Raw genomic sequence first — 17,440 nt, forward strand, 5'->3', positions numbered from 1 at the left:
TTTAACCACGTATTTGGCCATTGCCATGCAAGACCCATTTGTAGGTCGTCAGGCCTTCCAGGCCAACAGGGCCACGGGCATGAAGACGGTTGGTGGAAATACCGATTTCTGCACCCAGGCCGTATTCGAAGCCATCGGCAAAACAGGTAGGCAGGTTCACCATGACGGAACTGGAGTCTACCTCGCGCTGGAAGCGCTCGGCCTGGCTCAGGTTTTCTGTCACGATGGATTCTGTGTGCTCAGAGCTGTACTGGGCAATATGGTCCATGGCCTGGTCCATGGAATCGACAATGCGGATCGCCAGAATGGCCGCGGCAAATTCGGTTTCCCAGTCTTGCTCGGTAGCGGGGGCCACGTTGGCGACCAGGGCACGGGTTTGTTCACAGCCTCGCAACTCCACCCCTTTGTCTTGCAATTGGCGGGCCATTTCTGGCAGGAAAGCCGGTGCAATGCTGCGATGAATCAGCAAGGTTTCCATGGTGCCGCAAATACCGTAGCGGTAGGTTTTGGCATTGAACACGATGCGAGAGGCTTTTTCCAGATCGGCAAATTCATCCACGTAGACGTGGCAGTTTCCGTCCAGGTGTTTGATCAGGGGAACCGTGGCTTCGGCGCTGAGCCGCTGGATCAGGCTCTTGCCACCACGCGGGACAATGACGTCCACGTAGTCGTTCATGGTGACGAGCAAGCCAACGGCGTCGCGATCGGTGGTGGGAACGACTTGCACGGCATCTTTAGGCAAGCCGGCACGCTCCAGACTGCTGGAAATAATGTGTGCCAGGGCCTGGTTAGAGTGAAAAGCTTCACTGCCGCCGCGCAGAATGGTGGCGTTGCCAGATTTCAGGCACAAGGCGGCGGCGTCAATGGTCACATTGGGGCGCGATTCGTAAATGATACCGATCACCCCTAAAGGTACACGCATCTGAGCCACGCGCATGCCATTGGGACGGGTGCGCGAGGCGCTGATCTGGCCAACGGGATCGTCCATGTCCGCAATTTGACGCAGGCCTGTGGTCATGATCTCCAGTGCCCGGTCTGACAGAGCCAGGCGCTCGATCATGGCCGGGGCGATCTGACGCTCACGTGCCGCGCTCAAGTCCAGCTCGTTGGCGGCTTGCAACTGGGCTTTTTGCTCAATCAGGGCATCAGCCATATAGCGCAGGGCGTCGGCTTTGGCTTTGCCTGTGGCGGCGCGCATGCGACGGGCTGCAAGCTGGGCGCGCTTGCCCAAATCTTGCATCATGGCGGACAGATCGCCGACCTGGGTGGTGGTAGAGGACTGGGTGATATCGTTCATAGCCGTGTAACTCTCCGGTTCAAGAGAGCATTATCGCAACAATTAAGAGGTTAAGGGGTGTCGGACGCTTAGCGGCGGGGCGCTTGTGTCGCAACCGCGATACGCATGGTCAGGCGGCGCATTTCTTCCCACGGGTCTTGTTGACGTCCGCTGGGGTGCAGGCCTTTGATCAATCGGTCTATATCGTGAGCATGTAGCACCGAGGCAGGCCAGCTTTGAGGCGGGATGCGGTCCAATGCCTGACGGACGAGTTTTTCACGTGGGCCAAAAATGCGGTATTGGCGAAACAGGTTGGACAGATCCTGCCCTTGTTGACGGGCTTGCGATAAACGTGCCAGGGTGCGGATTTCCTCGCCTACCGCCCACAAGACCAGAGGCAGGGCCTCGCCCTCTGCCTGCAAGCCATCGAGTACAGTCAGGGCGCGTTGACTATGGCCAGCCAGCATGGAGTCGCGCAAATCAAACACGCTGTAGCGAGCCACGTTCAGGACGGCGTTTTCCAGTTCCTCTTGGCTTAACTGACCGGGAGGGTAAATCAGGGCCAGTTTCTGGATTTCCTGGTGAGCCGCCAAGAGGTTGCCTTCGACCTTGTCAGCCATCCATTCCAGGCTGTTGCGCTCCAGGCTTTGATCCTGGGCTTTGAGGCGTTGGGCAATCCAGCCTGCCAGGGAGTTGCGGTTGACGGGCTGGATGTCAATCCAACTGGCCACTTGCTCCAAGGCCTGGCACCATTTGCTGTTGCGTGTGGCTTTATCCAGGCGGGGGAGTTGGATCAGAAAGCTGGTGCCATCCATCTGCCCGCCACTGATCAGTCCGCACAGTTTTTGCAAGGCATCACCGCCCGGCTTGCCCGGTTTGCCACTGGGAATGCTGACATCCACCAGTTTTTGATCGCCAAACAGAGAGATGTTCTGGGCGACAGCAAACAGCTGTGACCAATCTGCGCGTGCATCCAGGGTAAAGCTGCTGCGTTCCGTAAAACCATCCTGGCGGGCGCGAGCGCGCACGGCATCGGCGGCTTCAACCAGCAAAAGGGGCTCGTCGCCAGACACCACATAAAGCGGTTGGAAGGCTGCAGATGGCGTGGCCAGCTCGCGCAGCAAGGTGTCGTGGTCGACCCTGCGCCCCATCTTTACAACGGTGCCTGTTGTCGGTTGGGCAGCAGCTCCATCTCTTCCATGGAACTGAGCTCGGGCTGACTGCTGATGAAGAGGTAGGCGCTGGTGACATCGGGCGAGCTTAGGCGACGCACAATGCGGTTGATCAAGGATTGTTCCATATCACGGAAAATCATCTCGATTTCGCTGTCTTTGGCTTGGACGGCTTCCGCGTCATAAGGCACTTCACGTATGACGTCCAGCGTGGTGGGCGGCAGCACTACGCGGCCTTTGGCGTCCAGCAGCTCAAATGTGAAGGTCAGTTGCAGTTCGTATTCTTCCACCTGGCCTTTGGCATTGATGGAAATTTCACGCTGATTACGGTTGAGCGAGAGCTGTCGCAAAATGGCCTGGGCCTCTTGCGGGCTCTCCACAAAGCGACTTTGAGGCGAGCTGGCCAATAGGGTTCGACGCAGGTTCGCGCCAAAAGCGCTGTTGTCTGTAATGTTGGTGTAAATCGCGTTGAACGGCAGTGGGGCTATTCCTTTGAGGTGGAAACCACACGCTGTCAGAAAAAAACTGAGCAGGATGATCAAGCCCGCCAGTCCCCAGAACCTGGGTGCAGGAACAGACAAGGCGCTGGAAGGAAGCAGGCGGGCTAAGTGCATGATTAACCTACGACGTTAACAAGTTTGCCAGGCACCACGATGATGCGCTTGGCGGGACGGCCTTCCAGATACTTGAGCACCGCTGCGTGTTCGGCTGCGGCTTGTTCAATGGCGGCCTTTTCTGCTCCCTGGGGTACGACCAGAGAGCCGCGCAGCTTGCCGTTGACTTGCAGCATCAACTCGACTTCGTCGGCAATCAAGGCTTGTTCATCCACGACAGGCCATTGGGCATCCAGCATATCGCCTTGACCGTCAGCCCAACCCAGCTCACGCCACAACTGCCAGGTGATGTGGGGGACAACTGGATACAGAACGCGCAACAGGATGGAGGTAGTTTCAGCTAGCGCACGTTGTGCGGCCGGCGTGTCTTCCCATTGCGTCTGCTCCAGGGTGTTGAGCATTTTCATGCAAGCCGACACGACGGTGTTGTACTGAATGCGCTCGTAGTCGTAATTGGCTTGTTTGAGCAAGGAGTGGATTTCCAGACGGGCACGTTTGGCAGCAGCGTCCAGATCGCTCCAGTCGGTCGTTTGTGCATTGCCAGCGCGCAGAGCATCGGCGCGGTTGTAGCAGAAGGCCCACAAGCGACGCAGAAAGCGGTTGGCGCCGTCCACGCCCGAGTCCGACCACTCCAGTGTCTGCTCTGGCGGGCTGGCGAACATGATGAACAGGCGGGCGGTATCTGCTCCCATGGTATCGATCAGGGACTGGGGGTCCACGCCGTTGTTCTTGGACTTGGACATGGTGCCAATACCGTTGTATTGAACGGGCTGACCATCACTCTTTAAGCGGGCACCGATAATCGCGCCTTTCTCGTCGTAAATGTTTTCGACAGTTTCAGGCCAGAAGTATTCGATACCCCCTTGTGGGGTGCGGCGGGTGTAGCTGTGATTGAGCACCATACCCTGGCACAGCAGGCGAGTGAAGGGCTCGTCGATCTTGACCAGCCCCATGTCGCGCATGACTTTGGTCCAGAAACGGGCGTACAGCAAGTGCAGCACAGCGTGTTCGATACCGCCGATGTACTGATCCATGGGCATCCAGTAATCGCTACGTGGATCAGTCATGGAATCGTGCAGATTGGGGGTGGTGTAGCGCAGGAAGTACCAGGACGAGTCCACAAAGGTGTCCATGGTGTCCGTTTCGCGACGAGCCGGTTTGCCGCAAGAAGGGCAAGCGCACTTCAGGAAGGCTTCGTGCTTGTTCAGCGGGTTGCCGCTGCCATCGGGAATCAGCTCTTCGGGCAGAACCACGGGCAGGTCTTTTTCTGGAACAGGCACCGGACCGCAATCGTCACAATGGATGATCGGGATTGGGGTGCCCCAGTAACGCTGACGGGAAATGCCCCAGTCGCGCAGACGGTAGGTGGTTTGTTTCTCGCCCAGTTCCTTGGCGTTCAGGTCGGCGGCAATGGCATCGACGGCATCGACGTGCGCTAGGCCGTCGTATTTGCCGGAGTTGATGGTTTGACCTTGCTGCTTGTCGCCGTACCAGTCTTGCCATTGGGTGGCGTCGTATTCTTTGCCTTCAACGCCAATGACTTGCTGAATAGGCAATTGGTACTTCAGCGCAAAGGCGAAGTCGCGCTCGTCGTGAGCGGGCACGCCCATGACAGCACCGTCGCCGTAGCTCATCAAGACGTAGTTACCGACCCAGACAGGAACGTCCGCACCCGTCAGGGGGTGCTTGACGCTCAGGCCGGTAGGCAGGCCTTCTTTCTCGCGGGTCGCCATATCGGCTTCCGTAGTGCCGCCTTTCTTGCATTCCTCGATAAAGGCAGCCAGCTCAGGGTTGTGACGAGCAGCCAAAGCAGCCAGTGGGTGTTCAGGGGCAACGGCACAGAAAGTGACGCCCATGATGGTGTCCACGCGGGTAGTGAACACGTACAGTCGACCATCCTGAATCAGTTGGCCTTGCTCGTCACGAATTTCGTGAGGGAAGGCAAAGCGCACACCCTGACTCTTGCCGATCCAGTTTTCCTGCATCAGGCGAACACGCTCGGGCCAGCCGGGTAGGCCGGTTTTGACGGTCTCCAGCAGCTCTTCGGCGTAGTCGGTAATGCGCAGGTAGTAGCCAGGGATTTCACGCTTTTCAACCAGTGCGCCCGAGCGCCAGCCACGGCCTTCAATAACCTGTTCGTTGGCCAGAACGGTTTGGTCTACCGGGTCCCAGTTCACGGTCTGGGTCTTGCGGTAGGCAATGCCTTTTTCCAGCATCTTCAGGAACAGCCACTGGTTCCATTTGTAGTATTCGGGGTCGCAGGCGCACATTTCGCGCGACCAGTCGATAGCCAGCCCCATCGCCTGCATCTGCTTTTTCATGTAGGCAATATTGTCGTAAGTCCACTTGGCGGGTGGCACTTGCGATTTGATGGCGGCGTTTTCAGCAGGCATGCCAAAAGCATCCCAGCCCATAGGCATGAGAACGTTAAAACCGCGCATGCGTAGCTGGCGCGCCATCATGTCGTTGATGGTGTAGTTGCGCACGTGGCCCATGTGTAGCTTGCCGCTAGGGTAGGGCAGCATGGAGCATGCGTAAAACTTGGGTTTGAGCGAGCCATCGGGAGCGGTGGCGTTTTCGACGGCGCGATAGGCGTCCCGATCGGTCCAGTTTTGCTGAGCGAGTTGTTCAACCTCGCTGGGGTTGTAACGTTCCTGCATGAGTGGCAATACCGTTTTAGACAAAAGTAAAGGAGTATCCGCCATTATACGGGGCAAATCTCGCTGTGGACGGCTGCAAGATGGGCAGTGTGCATGAGCGTAATGGCAGATAGGAGGCAGGCCTGTCACAGCAGCCTGTGAAGCGCAAAAAAAACCCCTGCAGGGCAGGGGCTTTTTTTGAAAACCAATCCGCTGCAGTAGCGGCGGGCGCGAATTAACGCAGCTTGGTTTCTTTGTACTCGACGTGCTTGCGAACGACGGGGTCAAATTTCTTGATCACCATCTTTTCAGGCATGTTGCGCTTGTTTTTGGTGGTGGTGTAGAAGTGACCCGTACCGGCGGACGATTCGAGTTTGATTTTTTCGCGTATACCTTTTGCCATGATGAGCTCCTGGTTAAATGATTAAGAAGCGCAGCTTAGAACTTTTCGCCGCGGGAGCGCATTTCGGCCAGAACGGATTCGATACCGTTCTTGTCGATGGTGCGGATAGCATTAGCGGAAACACGCAGGCGAACCCAACGGTTTTCACTTTCAACCCAGAAACGACGGGACTGCAGGTTTGGCAGGAAGCGACGCTTGGTTTTATTGTTGGCGTGCGAAACATTGTTGCCCGACATTGGGCCTTTTCCGGTCACTTGGCATACGCGTGCCATGGTCATACCCCTTGAGATCTAAATCAGCCTCCGCTAAACGAAAAAAGCCGCGGGCGATTGTAAAATTAGGATCGTGTTAACCCCAGTGCTGGGGTACAAAGAAGATTATTCTAATATGGAAAAATCACTTAGATCAAGTTTTACCGTGCTTTCCTCGCGGCATTGCGGCCAAACAGCCACGATAAGATGGCACAGATCGCCAATACGGCGGTCAATGGCAAAGCATTGGGAGCAGCCCAACTGCTGACGGCGAAACCGGCTAACGCTCCACACAGCATTTGCAAAGCGCCCATCAAGGCCGAAGCGGTTCCCAGGCGAAGACCTTGTTCAGACAGGGCCAGGGCGGCGGAGTTGGGGTTTACAAAGCCCTGACAAGCCATAAAACCCATCAGGGTCACCATCAACCAGGTCAGATCCAGCACGCCCAGCAGGGTCAGAATCGCGCCCAGCACAGTAAAGATCACCTGCAGTCCCTGCGCCACGCGCAACAATGTGGGTGGGCTGTAAGTATTGAGCAAGCGGGCACTGACTTGAGAGAAAACAATCAGACAGGCCGCATTGGCACCAAAATAAAAACCGAAATGACGCGGCTCGACAGAAAACAAGTCGATAAAAACGCGCGGCGATCCGGCGATATAGGCAAACATGCCCGCAGAGCTGAAACCGGCGGCCAGGGAATAAAACATGAACGGCCGGTCACGCAGCAAGGCGCTGTAATTATGTGCGATCAGTTTGGGCTGCAGCGGCAGTACGCGCTCCGGGGCCAGAGACTCTTTCATGGTGAAAAAAGTCAGCAGCCACAGGAGCACACCACAGCCTGCCATGAAGTAAAAGATGCCGCGCCAGTCGCTAAACAGCAGGATCTGGCCGCCAATCAGCGGAGCCAGAATGGGCATAACCCCCATGATCAGCATCAGCATAGATAGGGCGCGGGCGGCTTCACGGGTCTCGAAACGGTCCCGGATCACGGCACGGGGAATGGCCATGCCAGCCGCCCCTCCGAAGGCCTGGACGATACGCCAGACAGTTAGTTCATCAATATCGCTGGCGCGTGCACAGAAAAAAGAAGCGGTGGTGAAAATCAGCACGCCCATCAGCAAGGGCAGCTTGCGGCCGAAGCGGTCTGCCATTGGGCCATAGACCAGTTGGGCCACACCGACGCCCAAGAGGAAACCCGCTAGCGTGCGCTCTACCATGCCTGCCGAGGTGTTCAGGCTCTGGGCCATCGCCGGGAAGGCGGGCAGGTACATATCAATGGCCAAAGGGCCCAGGGCCGTGAGTAGCCCCATCAGAATCAGCCAGGGTGGAAATGCAGGGGAGTGGTTGCGTGTCATCGGGCCAAGTATTAAGGTGGGGCAGATCCTGGCCGAGAGCCTGAACCCACTACCCTGTGCCGCGCATCAATGCAAGCCGATGCAATGGGCCAAAGGCAGGCAGTTTAGCATGGGGCAACGTCAATATTGGGGTGAGTGCTTTAGGTTTGAAGTATGTGATCCGTGACTTTGACGCAACGGATCCAGGGGCTGATTGTATTAGGCTACAGGATTGACAGCTTACGGGCGGTGTGTCGCGGTAGGCGGCACATTGTCATCTTTGTTTGTTTACATGCAAGGAGGCGAAGTTGAGTTCAATTTCATCCATGGTCCAAGCCAAATTAGATCAACTCAGCGTTCCGGTTCGACTGACCTTGCCCAATGGTGAGCAGGTCGGGACAACCAACGCATCGGTTCATCTGACGATCAAAGACAATGCCACCTTGGCGCAACTGGCTGCCGGCCAGTCCGGACAGTTGGGCGAGGCCTACGTGGAGGGGCGTATGGACTTTGACGGGTCCATGCGCGATTTGATGCAATTGGCCGCTGATATCTTGCCGGGCTCGCCAGTCGATGCCGCCCAGGCGGGCTGGCTGACCTCCATCATCAAGCACCTGACTTCTGTCTGGCGTCACTCCCAGGAAAAGGACGCCAAGCAGATCCAGTTTCACTACGACTTGTCGGATGATTTCTACGCCTTGTGGCTGGACCCGCGTCGGGTCTATTCCTGCGCCTATTACCGCGAGCCGGACATGACGCTGGCTCAGGCTCAGGAAGCCAAGCTGGAGCACATTTGTCGCAAGCTACGTCTGCAATCCGGCGAGCGTTTTCTGGATGTCGGGGCCGGGTGGGGGGGGCTGTTGATGTGGGCTGCTGAACACTACGATGTGAACGTGACAGGTATTACCTTGTCCCGTAACCAGCATGCCTATGTGAACGGGCTGATCGAGCAAAAGGGTCTGTCGGGCCGCGCCCGTATGATGCTGCTTGATTACCGTGAGCTCGATGAACTCAAGCCTTATGACAAGCTGGCCTCGGTGGGCATGTTCGAGCATGTGGGGCGAGCACAGTTGACGGCCTATTTTGACAAGCTGCGTCGTTTGGTCAAACCCGGTGGTTTGATTCTGAATCACGGTATTACGGCCGGTGGTGTGGACAATAGCCAACTGGGCGCCGGGATGGGCGACTTTATCGAGAAATACATTTTCCCCGGTGGGGAGCTGACTCATATCAGCCATGTATTGCGTCATTTGGCGGAAGGTGGTCTGGAAGGGCTAGATATTGAAAATCTTCGTCCCCACTATGCGCGTACCTTGTGGGCCTGGAGCGATGCACTGGAAAGTCAGTTGGACAAGGCCAAAGCGACGCTGGATTCGGAGCAGGGCCAAAAATCCCTGCGTGCTTATCGGGTGTATCTGGCCGGTTGTGCCATGGGCTTTGAGCATGGCTGGATCGCCTTGCATCAGGTGCTGGCTCAGGCCCAAAGCGTAGGGCGGACCCAGGAGCTGGAGTATGCGCCTGGCATCGTGTATCCATGGCGACGGGATTACATGTACCAGCCTTAAGTCAGTCATCCAAAGAGCAAATGACAAGGTGTTAGGCCTTGTCATTTGCCTTTTTGGGCCCGGTTTCTATATCCCTCGATTCGCCCTGAATCATTAAGTAACAAAAAAAAATTTAGAAAATCGCTGAAACCACGTCAAACAAGGGTTTTGTTGTGTTTTAACCATTGACATATTTTTGGATTTTACTGGTTTTTCGTGGTAATAATTTGTTTTTGATTGCAAAGACCCGTAGAATGGCTTCCTTGTCTTATTCATCAATTCGATCCAGAACCGCTCGTGCAGCGTGTTCTATTCGCACCAAATCATCGCCCCGCGCGGTGTGACCCGGCCCCAGCCGTCTTGTTTCGGTCAGGGCGCAGAACGATATAAAAAAGGGTGTTGACCCATACGCATCGTTCCGGGTTTTTCGTGAGTGCCTGGCACTCGTCTATACGTAGGTATGTATTGGCGATAAAAGTATCGTCTTCCGCACACCCCTTTAGCCTTGGCGCCGACTGATCATGCAGGACGCGTCCACAGTAACTCAAGGAGGAGCATCATGTCTTCATACTTCCCTCACGCCGGTGCCAAGTCGCGCTTGCACCGCTTTCCCCTGATTCAAGCCTCTGTGCTGACCAGCGTTTTGCTGGGTTTGTCGTCCGCCGCACAAGCCGCTACCCCGGTTTCCTGCGAACTGGATCGTGCTGTCCGCTTTGGCGGTATGAATTGGGAATCCAACCTGGTCCTGACTGAAGTCGAGCGTTTTATTGCTGACAAGGGCTATGGCTGCAAGACTGAGGTCATCTCGGTCGAGACGCTTCCGGCTTTGGCTGCATTGGAGCGAGGCGACCTGGATGTCAACACGGAAATCTGGCTCAACAGTGTGGCAGACCCCTGGAAACAGGCGCAAGCTACAGGGAAAGTAAAACGTATTGGTGATATCTACATGGGTGGCGAAGCCTGGTTCATTCCACGCTACACGGCCGAGCGTTTGCCAGAGCTGAAGTCCGCCGCGGACTTGCCCAAGTTCAAAGATAAATTCAAAGACCCTGAAGAGCCCGGTAAAGGCCGTTTCTATGGCTGCCCGGCAGGTTGGGGGTGTGAAGTGGTCAGTGGCAATCTGTTCAATGCCCTGAAGCTGGGTGATACCTACACCTTGTTCTCGCCCGGTACCGGTGCCACGCAGAAGGCTGCCTTGACCTCCGCTTACCAGCGCAAGGAAAACATCGTTTTCTACTACTGGTACCCGACACCGCTGGTGGGCTCCATGGATCTGGTCAAGCTGGAGTTGCCAGCCTATGACGCGAAAAAGCATGGTTGTTTGACGGACCCCAATTGTGCCAATCCGGAGCCTAGCGACTACCCCGAAAATCCGGTGTTCACCGCTGTTAATACGGAGTTCTCCAAGCAGGCTCCCGAGTTGACGGCCTTCTTGGCCAATGTCAGCGTGCCTTTGGAGTTGATGAACGACACCATGGCTCATATGGAAAAAACCGAGGGTGAGCCCGAAGATGTGGCGCACTGGTTCCTGAAAGAGCACCAGGATACCTGGTCCAAGTGGGTGCCTATGGAAGTGGCTCAGCGCGTAAAAGCCGCTCTTTAGTATTCGTGTTGTTGTGTAAGCGAGGCCGGCCTCGGTATCGGCATCCTTCGGGGTGTGGACACTGAGCCGTACCTCGCTTTTGTGCCTGGTCAGTTTGTGGCCGGCAGGCTCATGGCCAGGCGGCACGCCCGCGCCACATGCACGAGTTTTACGGAGTGTTTTTTATGTTTCCTGAGTTGATTGATCCGCGCGCCTTACGTTTGCCCATCGATCAGTTCGTGGGTGATCTGGTTGACAATTATTCCAGTGCCTTGCGCGCCATGACCCAGCCTTTGCTGGATATGCTGGTTTTTATGGAGTCCGTCTTACGCAGCAGCCCTTGGTGGGCGGTTGTGTTGGTGGTGGTGGTGCTGGGTTGGGCTGCCAGTCGTCGGGTTCTGTTCTCCGTCGCCATGGGGGCGATGTTGTTCGCCATCGGTTTGATTGGCTTGTGGGATGCTGCCATGCAGACCCTGGCGCTGATGATCGTGGCCGTTTTCCTGTCTGTCCTGATAGGCATACCACTAGGTTTGTTGATGGCCAGCTTTAACTGGCTGCGCCGCATCATGATGCCGATCCTGGATGTGATGCAAACCATGCCCAGCTTTGTCTATCTGATTCCGGTGGTGATGCTGTTCAATCTGGGCAAGATCGCCGCCCTGATTGCCACCATCATTTATGCCATTGCGCCTGTCATTCGTTTGACGGATCTGGGAATACGTCTGGTCGACAGTGAAGTGCTGGAAGCCTCGCGTTCTTTTGGGTCCAATCGTTGGCAGCAGCTCTACGGGGTGCAACTGCCCCTGGCCATGCCTAACATCATGGCCGGTATTAACCAGACAACCATGATGGCCCTGGCCATGGTGGTGATCGCTTCCATGATCGGTGTGCGAGGGCTGGGCTACGAAGTGCTGCAAGGCATTAACCGCCTGCAAGTGGGCCGTGGCCTGATGGCCGGTTTGGGTATTGTGCTGTTGGCAATCTTGTTTGACCGTATTACGCAAGAGTTCGGTCGCCGCTTTCAGACGCGGGAGGCCTCATGAGCAAGATTGAAGTTCGCAATATTTATAAAATCTTTGGCTCGCAACCCGAGCGCTGGCTGCAAGAGGCTTGTGACGGTGTTCGCAAAGATGAGCTGCTGGCCAAAAGCGGTCATACGCTGGGTCTGCGCGATATCAGCCTGTCTATCGAGCCTGGCAGTATTTACGTCATCATGGGCTTGTCCGGTTCAGGCAAGTCCACCTTGATTCGCCACTTCAACCGTTTGATTGAACCGACGGCAGGGCAAATTCTGGTGGATGATGTGGACGTGATGAGTCTGGATGGCAAGGCTCTGATGCAGTTCCGTCAGCAAAAGATCAGCATGGTCTTTCAGCGCTTTGGCCTGTTTCCGCATCGTACCGTGCTGGAAAATGCCGCTTATGGCCTGCAGGTGCAGGGCATGGGCCGCGCCGCCCGGGAAGAGAAGGCCACTTATTGGCTGGAGCAGGTGGGTCTGCAGGGTTTTGAAAAACAGTATCCCCATCAGTTGTCTGGCGGTATGCAGCAACGTGTGGGCCTGGCACGCGCTTTGGCCACCGATGCGGACATCCTCTTGATGGACGAAGCGTTTTCGGCGTTGGATCCACTGATTCGACGTGAAATGCAGGATCAGTTGCTGGAGCTTCAGGCCCGTCTGAACAAGACCATTGTGTTTATTACGCATGATTTGGATGAGGCCCTGCGCCTGGGTAACCGGATCGCCATTCTGAAAGATGGTGAGCTGGTCCAGGAAGGTTCGCCCGAAGACATTTTGCTCTCGCCCGCCAGCGATTATGTACAGGCTTTCTTGCAAGACGTGAACCGCAGCAAGGTGCTGAATGCGGCCCATGCGGTGCGCGATTCCAGCAAGACATTGACCTTCACCATGCGTACTCGTGCTGTTCATGCGCTGGAGCGCTTGAGCGAACGGGGCGTGCGTTATGCGCCTGTGCTCGATGGCAAGCGCCTGGCCGGTGTCTTGATGCGTTCCAGTGCCCAGGAAGCGGTGCAGCAAGGCGCACGGGACATCTCCGGCTTTGTGGATGAAATGAGTTCAGTGCCCGCGACCATGGGGCTGGATGAAATTCTGGGGCAATTGCTGCGTAGCAGCGAACCTTTGGCAGTGACTGGGGAGAATGATGAGTTCCTGGGCCTGTTATCGCGTAGCAAGGTCGTGGACCTGGTCAGCCCATTGATTGATGCGGTTGAGGAGTCGGCGCAGGCAGAGGCGGATGCGTCCTCGGATTCAACTACAGACGATACCGTCAAGCTTGCGGAAGCTATTGAAGGCAGTAAGCCTGCTGCCTGAGTTTCCTTGTCTTGGTAAGGCAACAGAAAAAACGGGACCAGTTATTCAACTGGTCCCGTTTTTTTTATATGTTTGCGCGTTGAAGATTTACCGTATTTCGGCCTTGGGCTTTTGAGGCTGAGCAAAGAGTAAAAAAGCACAGGGTAGTCAGTATCGGAGCGTCTGAGTTTGCCGTGGACTGAGTGAGTGTCAGTGCCCCAGGTCTGGCTTATTGGGACGCCTGCGTCTTGCGCCTTGTCGGATTGTAGATGCGCAAAATATGAACGTACCAGAACATCAGCAACAAGGCCGAAGCCCCCAGGCCCAGGCTGGACATGGTCCATAAGCTGGCCGCCCCCACAGGTGCTCCCGGTGCCAGCCATTGAATAACGCCTTCCAGCGATCCGGCTGCAGGTCCAAAACCCAGCCACCACCCTCCACCCAAACCCAGTACGCTCAAGGCAAAGAATTGCAGCAGCATGGGGACAAAAGCCACTTTATACGCGCGCAGCAGATAGGAAATCAGGCACTGGAACGCATCGAAAAAGTGGAAAAAGGGCAGTAGTTGCAGCAACAGCAAAGCCCGGAGTGCGACATCGGCATCATCGGTGTAGGCATGGGCCAAGGTCGGACGCAGCAGCACCAATAGGGTAATCGTTAAGGTCACCCCCGCCAGCACGATTGCCAGGCTCAGCATTCCCACTTGACGGGCGCGATGATATTGCCTCGCACCAATCGCTTGAGCGCTGACTGAGGCAGCGGCAACGCCCACGGCCATCGGCACCATAAAGCAGACGGCGGCCAGATTGGCCATGATCTGGTGCGCACCCGATGCAAAGACTCCCTCGCGGGCGACCAGCAGTGCCATGAAGCTGAAGGCGCAGATCTCGATCAGGTAGGAGCCGCCCATAGGCAGACCCAGACGCAGCAGTTCTTTTTGGGCCGCCCAGTTGGGTAGCCCCAGTCGCAGCGTAAACGGCTTGTAGTAGCGGTCGGTACGCAGCAACCACAGGCCTGCCGCCAGCATCAGCCAGGACACTACCGTAGTGGCCAAACCTGAGCCGACGGCGCCCATGGCCGGTAGTCCAAATTTCCCGAAAATCAGCACCCAGTTGAACAGGGCCTTGAAGGCCACGCTGAACAGATTGATCAGCATGACGGCCTTGGGGCGCGATGTGGCGGTACCCAGGCAATAAATGGTTCGGAATACCAGGGCGGCGGGTAGAGCCAAGATCAGACTGCGTAAATACCAGGTTACTCGGTCGTGAACCTCAGGGCTTAAGTCGCCCGACCAGCGTAACCATATATTGGGAAAGGCCAGCGCCAGGGTGCCGATCAAGGTCAGCAAAAGGGCCAGCCACACGCCTTGCCCCCACCAGCGGCCCACTTCTGTCAGGCGGCGCGCGCCAAATTGCTGCGCAATGATAGGAATCAGAGCGTGGATGACGCCCATCAAGCCAATAAAAACGGTGATGTAAATGGATACGCCCAGGCCCATGGCCTGTAGGTCGATCGGGCTGCTGTGGCCGACCATGACGGTATCTAGGACACCAAAGGCGATACCTGCCCAGGAGCCAACGAGCACAGGCCAGGCCTGACGCAGGATCTGACCTGCCTGGCCTTTCCAGTTGCGATGAAACACGGAGGACATGATTGAAACTTACTGAGCTTGCACTCGCAGCAGACGGAAAGCCTCGTGGCGATCTGGCCCGCGTTTACCTTGCCAGAGCTGGACCGCATTGTCGGGAATGGGGGCCTTGCCATCTTTCAGGTCGCGCAGGGAAAACTGTTCCAGTACCAAGGAGCAGCGGTTATCAAAATTGATATTGATGTTGTTGAATACCAGGAAGGAGGCTCGTTGCCCCGAACCCAGCCCCCAGGAGCGCAGGCATTCACCGGGTTGCTTGTGCGCCTGCAGGGCGGCAGACAGTTCGCCGGATACATCGCGGTAGCTACGTACGTAGTCCAGCGAGGGCATCCATAAAGTCACCAGCAAGAGCCAGGTGGTAATGAGGCCACCTGCAGACAAGACTGTGCCACGCAACAGCCCTGGCGGGTTGGAGGACAAGCGCCAGCGCACCAGTGCGATCCAGGCGACGGTGCCGAGCACGGCAATAATCATGACCGGCCAGGAGATAAAGGTGTCATAGCCTTGCGTCTGGCGGGCAATATTTTGCGAAATCTGCCGTGGCCATCCTGTTTGCTGAGCAAACCAGCCCAGCCAGACGGTTGCCGCTGTCAGCGAGAAACACATGATGGCAAACCAGTCCAGCGTGTTGATGACGCCACGACGCAGGGTGGGCAGCGAGAAAGCAGCCAGGATGGCGCAAGGCACGACCAGCAAGGCGTATTCGGGCTCGAAGGCATCGCGCATGAATAATAGGCTGATGAGCGGAACCAGAAAACTGATGGCAGGTACGTAAATATGCGGGGCTTTGAGCCAGCTGCGCCATTGCCACAGCGCCAGCAATGCCAACGGCCAGATAGGCCAGAGGAACCAGAGCAAGTCGCGCAGATTATTCAACTGCTCCTTGAATCCGGCCCAGCCCCAGGCTGCCAGATGCCACAGACGCCACTGTTCAGTCCAGTACACGCTGACACGCTTGGCCGGGATCCACCAGGCCATGATGATGGCCAGGGTCAGCACGGCACTCAGGGCCAGCCATTGGCTGTGCTGGCGCAAGGGGCCGCGTGGAATAAAGCACAGCGCAGTGGCCAGCATAATGGGGCCTGCGCCCAGCCAGCCACGGGTCAGAAAGCAGGCACCCAAAGACAGGCCCAGCATGATTGCACCTGAGGCTGGGCGGTCGAACATGCGTACCAGGCTGTACAAGGCCAGGGCTTGGAAAGCAATGATGGCCGGCACTTCGGACGTTTCATGCATGCGCCAGATGATGCCCACTGTGGCCACTGTCAGCAGCAAAGTGGCGTCGGCAATCATGCGCCCATAGGCGGTGGGCGAGGGCTCCCCCCCAAAGGGCAGGCGTAACGGTTGGGCTTCGGGACGACGGGCCAGCCAGTAGGCACTGTGCCAGACCGAGGCTGCCAGCATGCCGAACCACAGTAAATTGGGCAGGCGGGACGCCACAATATTGGCGTTCAGTTCGGAGGTGAACAGCTTGAGCAGCGGCGCAAACAGCGTAATGAACAGCGCCCCCAGCCAGGTCGTCAGCGGCCCGTCCTGGGCATGCGCCAGATCGCCCACCTGCGGCAACAGCAAAGCCTGACCGCTGGGATCAGACAAAGCGGTCAGCATGGTTGCAAGCCCGATGACATCGTCTGCCTTCCAGGGATCACGGAAAAACAGACCCGCAAGAATGTAAATTGTCCCCACAACAAGCAGGACCAGTCGGGGAAGTTTGACGGCAGCGGTAGCAGTCAGGCGGGCAGGGGTGGAGGTGGGTATGAGGCTAGATGACACGTCTAGGGTAAAACAGTCTGTTGATTCGCCCTATCTTAATGCAAAGGGGGCGCCTTGGCCGGGAAATGTACGCTAAAAAAGGACCCCCACGCTGCGCCTTCGGCTTGCGCTCCACCTCGCGGCTTGCATGCCGCTCGGATTCGCCAGGCACACAACAGTCCGCAATGGACTGCTGTGTGTCCGGGCTCATCCCCGAGGGGGGCTTTTTACCGGGGGCGCCGAGCCTTGGGGCGGCCTGGCGGTAAAAAAGGCAGCCGAAGCTGCCTTTTTTGCGCTGAACGCGGTATGTCGAGAAAGAGAGCTTATTCGCCTTTCTTGACGGTACCAGCCGTACGGGCAAAACGGGCGCGGAATTTTTCAACGCGGCCAGTTTCCACGATACGGGTTTGAGCGCCCGTGTAGAAGGGGTGCGACTCGGACGTCACGTCACACTTGAACAGCGGGTAAGTCTGACCGTCTTTTTCGGTGGTTTCGCGAGTCTGGACAGTGGAACGGGTGATAAAGGAGTTGCCCGTTTGCAGATCCAGAAACACCACGTCACGGTATTCTGGGTGAATGCCTTCTTTCATGATGATTCCTGTTTTGACAAATAAGGACCGCCAGCAAGGCACGTATTTACAAAAACAAAGCTGCACAGGGCAGATTTTCAATCTTTCTTGTAACTACCGGCACTAAAAAGCTAGAGGGCTGTTTTTTTAACCGGGTTTGGGTTTTACATCCCGCCCGATTGAATAATGCCTAAAGACTTTTTGCCACGTATCCGATGAAGCCTGAGATTTTAGCATCGAGCCGCCGCTTTTCAAAGAAAACTCCGTCAAAGCGCGGCACAAGTGCAACAGGGTCTCGCTCGCTGGCGGGTGGACAGGCCCCGAAAACGGCCAGTTTGCCAGCCTTTT

The 17,440-nt window shown here is 56.6% G+C and carries 14 protein-coding genes; 4 read left to right on the forward strand and 10 right to left on the reverse strand.

The features are described from left to right. Position 1 precedes the first annotated feature (1 nt). From AB7E06_RS05970 to AB7E06_RS06000, 7 genes are all read right to left on the reverse strand, one after another. Positions 2-1,297, reverse strand: coding sequence for a glutamate-5-semialdehyde dehydrogenase (locus AB7E06_RS05970; RefSeq protein WP_108727736.1), 1,296 nt, complete (start codon positions 1,295-1,297; stop codon positions 2-4). A gap of 68 nt (positions 1,298-1,365) precedes the next feature. Further along, positions 1,366-2,427, reverse strand: coding sequence for a DNA polymerase III subunit delta (gene holA / locus AB7E06_RS05975; RefSeq protein ID WP_094197266.1), 1,062 nt, complete (start codon positions 2,425-2,427; stop codon positions 1,366-1,368). A 2-nt stretch (positions 2,428-2,429) separates the two neighbouring features. Then, positions 2,430-3,062 (reverse strand): LPS assembly lipoprotein LptE, encoded by a 633-nt coding sequence (lptE, locus tag AB7E06_RS05980; RefSeq protein WP_094197265.1) that lies wholly within the window; start codon positions 3,060-3,062, stop codon positions 2,430-2,432. Positions 3,063-3,064: 2 nt separating this feature from the next. After that, positions 3,065-5,722, reverse strand: coding sequence for a leucine--tRNA ligase (gene leuS / locus AB7E06_RS05985; protein WP_125276557.1), 2,658 nt, complete (start codon positions 5,720-5,722; stop codon positions 3,065-3,067). Between the two features lie 214 nt (positions 5,723-5,936). Beyond that, entirely contained in the window at positions 5,937-6,104 is a 168-nt protein-coding gene (gene rpmG / locus AB7E06_RS05990) for a 50S ribosomal protein L33 (RefSeq protein WP_003802781.1), read from the reverse strand. Between the two features lie 35 nt (positions 6,105-6,139). Then, positions 6,140-6,376, reverse strand: coding sequence for a 50S ribosomal protein L28 (gene rpmB, locus AB7E06_RS05995; RefSeq protein WP_121739234.1), 237 nt, complete (start codon positions 6,374-6,376; stop codon positions 6,140-6,142). Positions 6,377-6,516: 140 nt separating this feature from the next. Continuing rightward, positions 6,517-7,665, reverse strand: a complete 1,149-nt coding sequence (locus tag AB7E06_RS06000) for a Bcr/CflA family multidrug efflux MFS transporter (protein ID WP_094198393.1) — start codon at positions 7,663-7,665, stop codon at positions 6,517-6,519. A gap of 350 nt (positions 7,666-8,015) precedes the next feature. On the opposite strand from AB7E06_RS06000, the gene AB7E06_RS06005 reads away from it, so the two are divergent. The 4 genes from AB7E06_RS06005 (at position 8,016) to AB7E06_RS06020 (ending at position 13,144) form a co-directional block, all read left to right on the forward strand. Beyond that, entirely contained in the window at positions 8,016-9,254 is a 1,239-nt protein-coding gene (locus AB7E06_RS06005; RefSeq protein WP_427956013.1) for a class I SAM-dependent methyltransferase, read from the forward strand. Positions 9,255-9,792: 538 nt separating this feature from the next. Continuing rightward, complete coding sequence (locus tag AB7E06_RS06010) at positions 9,793-10,836, forward strand: ABC transporter substrate-binding protein (RefSeq protein WP_264671805.1); 1,044 nt, start codon at positions 9,793-9,795, stop codon at positions 10,834-10,836. Positions 10,837-11,000: 164 nt separating this feature from the next. Beyond that, positions 11,001-11,858 carry an ABC transporter permease gene (locus AB7E06_RS06015; RefSeq protein ID WP_094197262.1) on the forward strand — a complete coding sequence of 286 codons (858 nt, stop codon included), beginning with the start codon at positions 11,001-11,003 and terminating at the stop codon, positions 11,856-11,858. Beyond that, a complete protein-coding gene (locus AB7E06_RS06020) occupies positions 11,855-13,144 on the forward strand; it encodes a quaternary amine ABC transporter ATP-binding protein (protein ID WP_108727735.1) in 1,290 nt (429 codons plus the stop codon). The genes AB7E06_RS06015 and AB7E06_RS06020 overlap by 4 nt, the downstream gene beginning before the upstream one ends. A gap of 208 nt (positions 13,145-13,352) precedes the next feature. On the opposite strand, the gene AB7E06_RS06025 is transcribed toward AB7E06_RS06020, so the two are convergent. The 3 genes from AB7E06_RS06025 to AB7E06_RS06035 form a co-directional block, all read right to left on the reverse strand. Beyond that, a complete protein-coding gene (locus tag AB7E06_RS06025; protein ID WP_427955703.1) occupies positions 13,353-14,774 on the reverse strand; it encodes an MATE family efflux transporter in 1,422 nt (473 codons plus the stop codon). Positions 14,775-14,783: 9 nt separating this feature from the next. Beyond that, a complete protein-coding gene (locus tag AB7E06_RS06030; protein WP_121739228.1) occupies positions 14,784-16,544 on the reverse strand; it encodes an ArnT family glycosyltransferase in 1,761 nt (586 codons plus the stop codon). Positions 16,545-16,846: 302 nt separating this feature from the next. After that, entirely contained in the window at positions 16,847-17,113 is a 267-nt protein-coding gene (locus AB7E06_RS06035; protein ID WP_009456467.1) for a type B 50S ribosomal protein L31, read from the reverse strand. Between the last annotated feature and the right edge of the window lie 327 nt (positions 17,114-17,440).

This window comes from Alcaligenes sp. (genome assembly GCF_050255915.1).
Taxonomy (GTDB): Bacteria; Pseudomonadota; Gammaproteobacteria; order Burkholderiales; family Burkholderiaceae_B; genus Alcaligenes; species Alcaligenes aquatilis.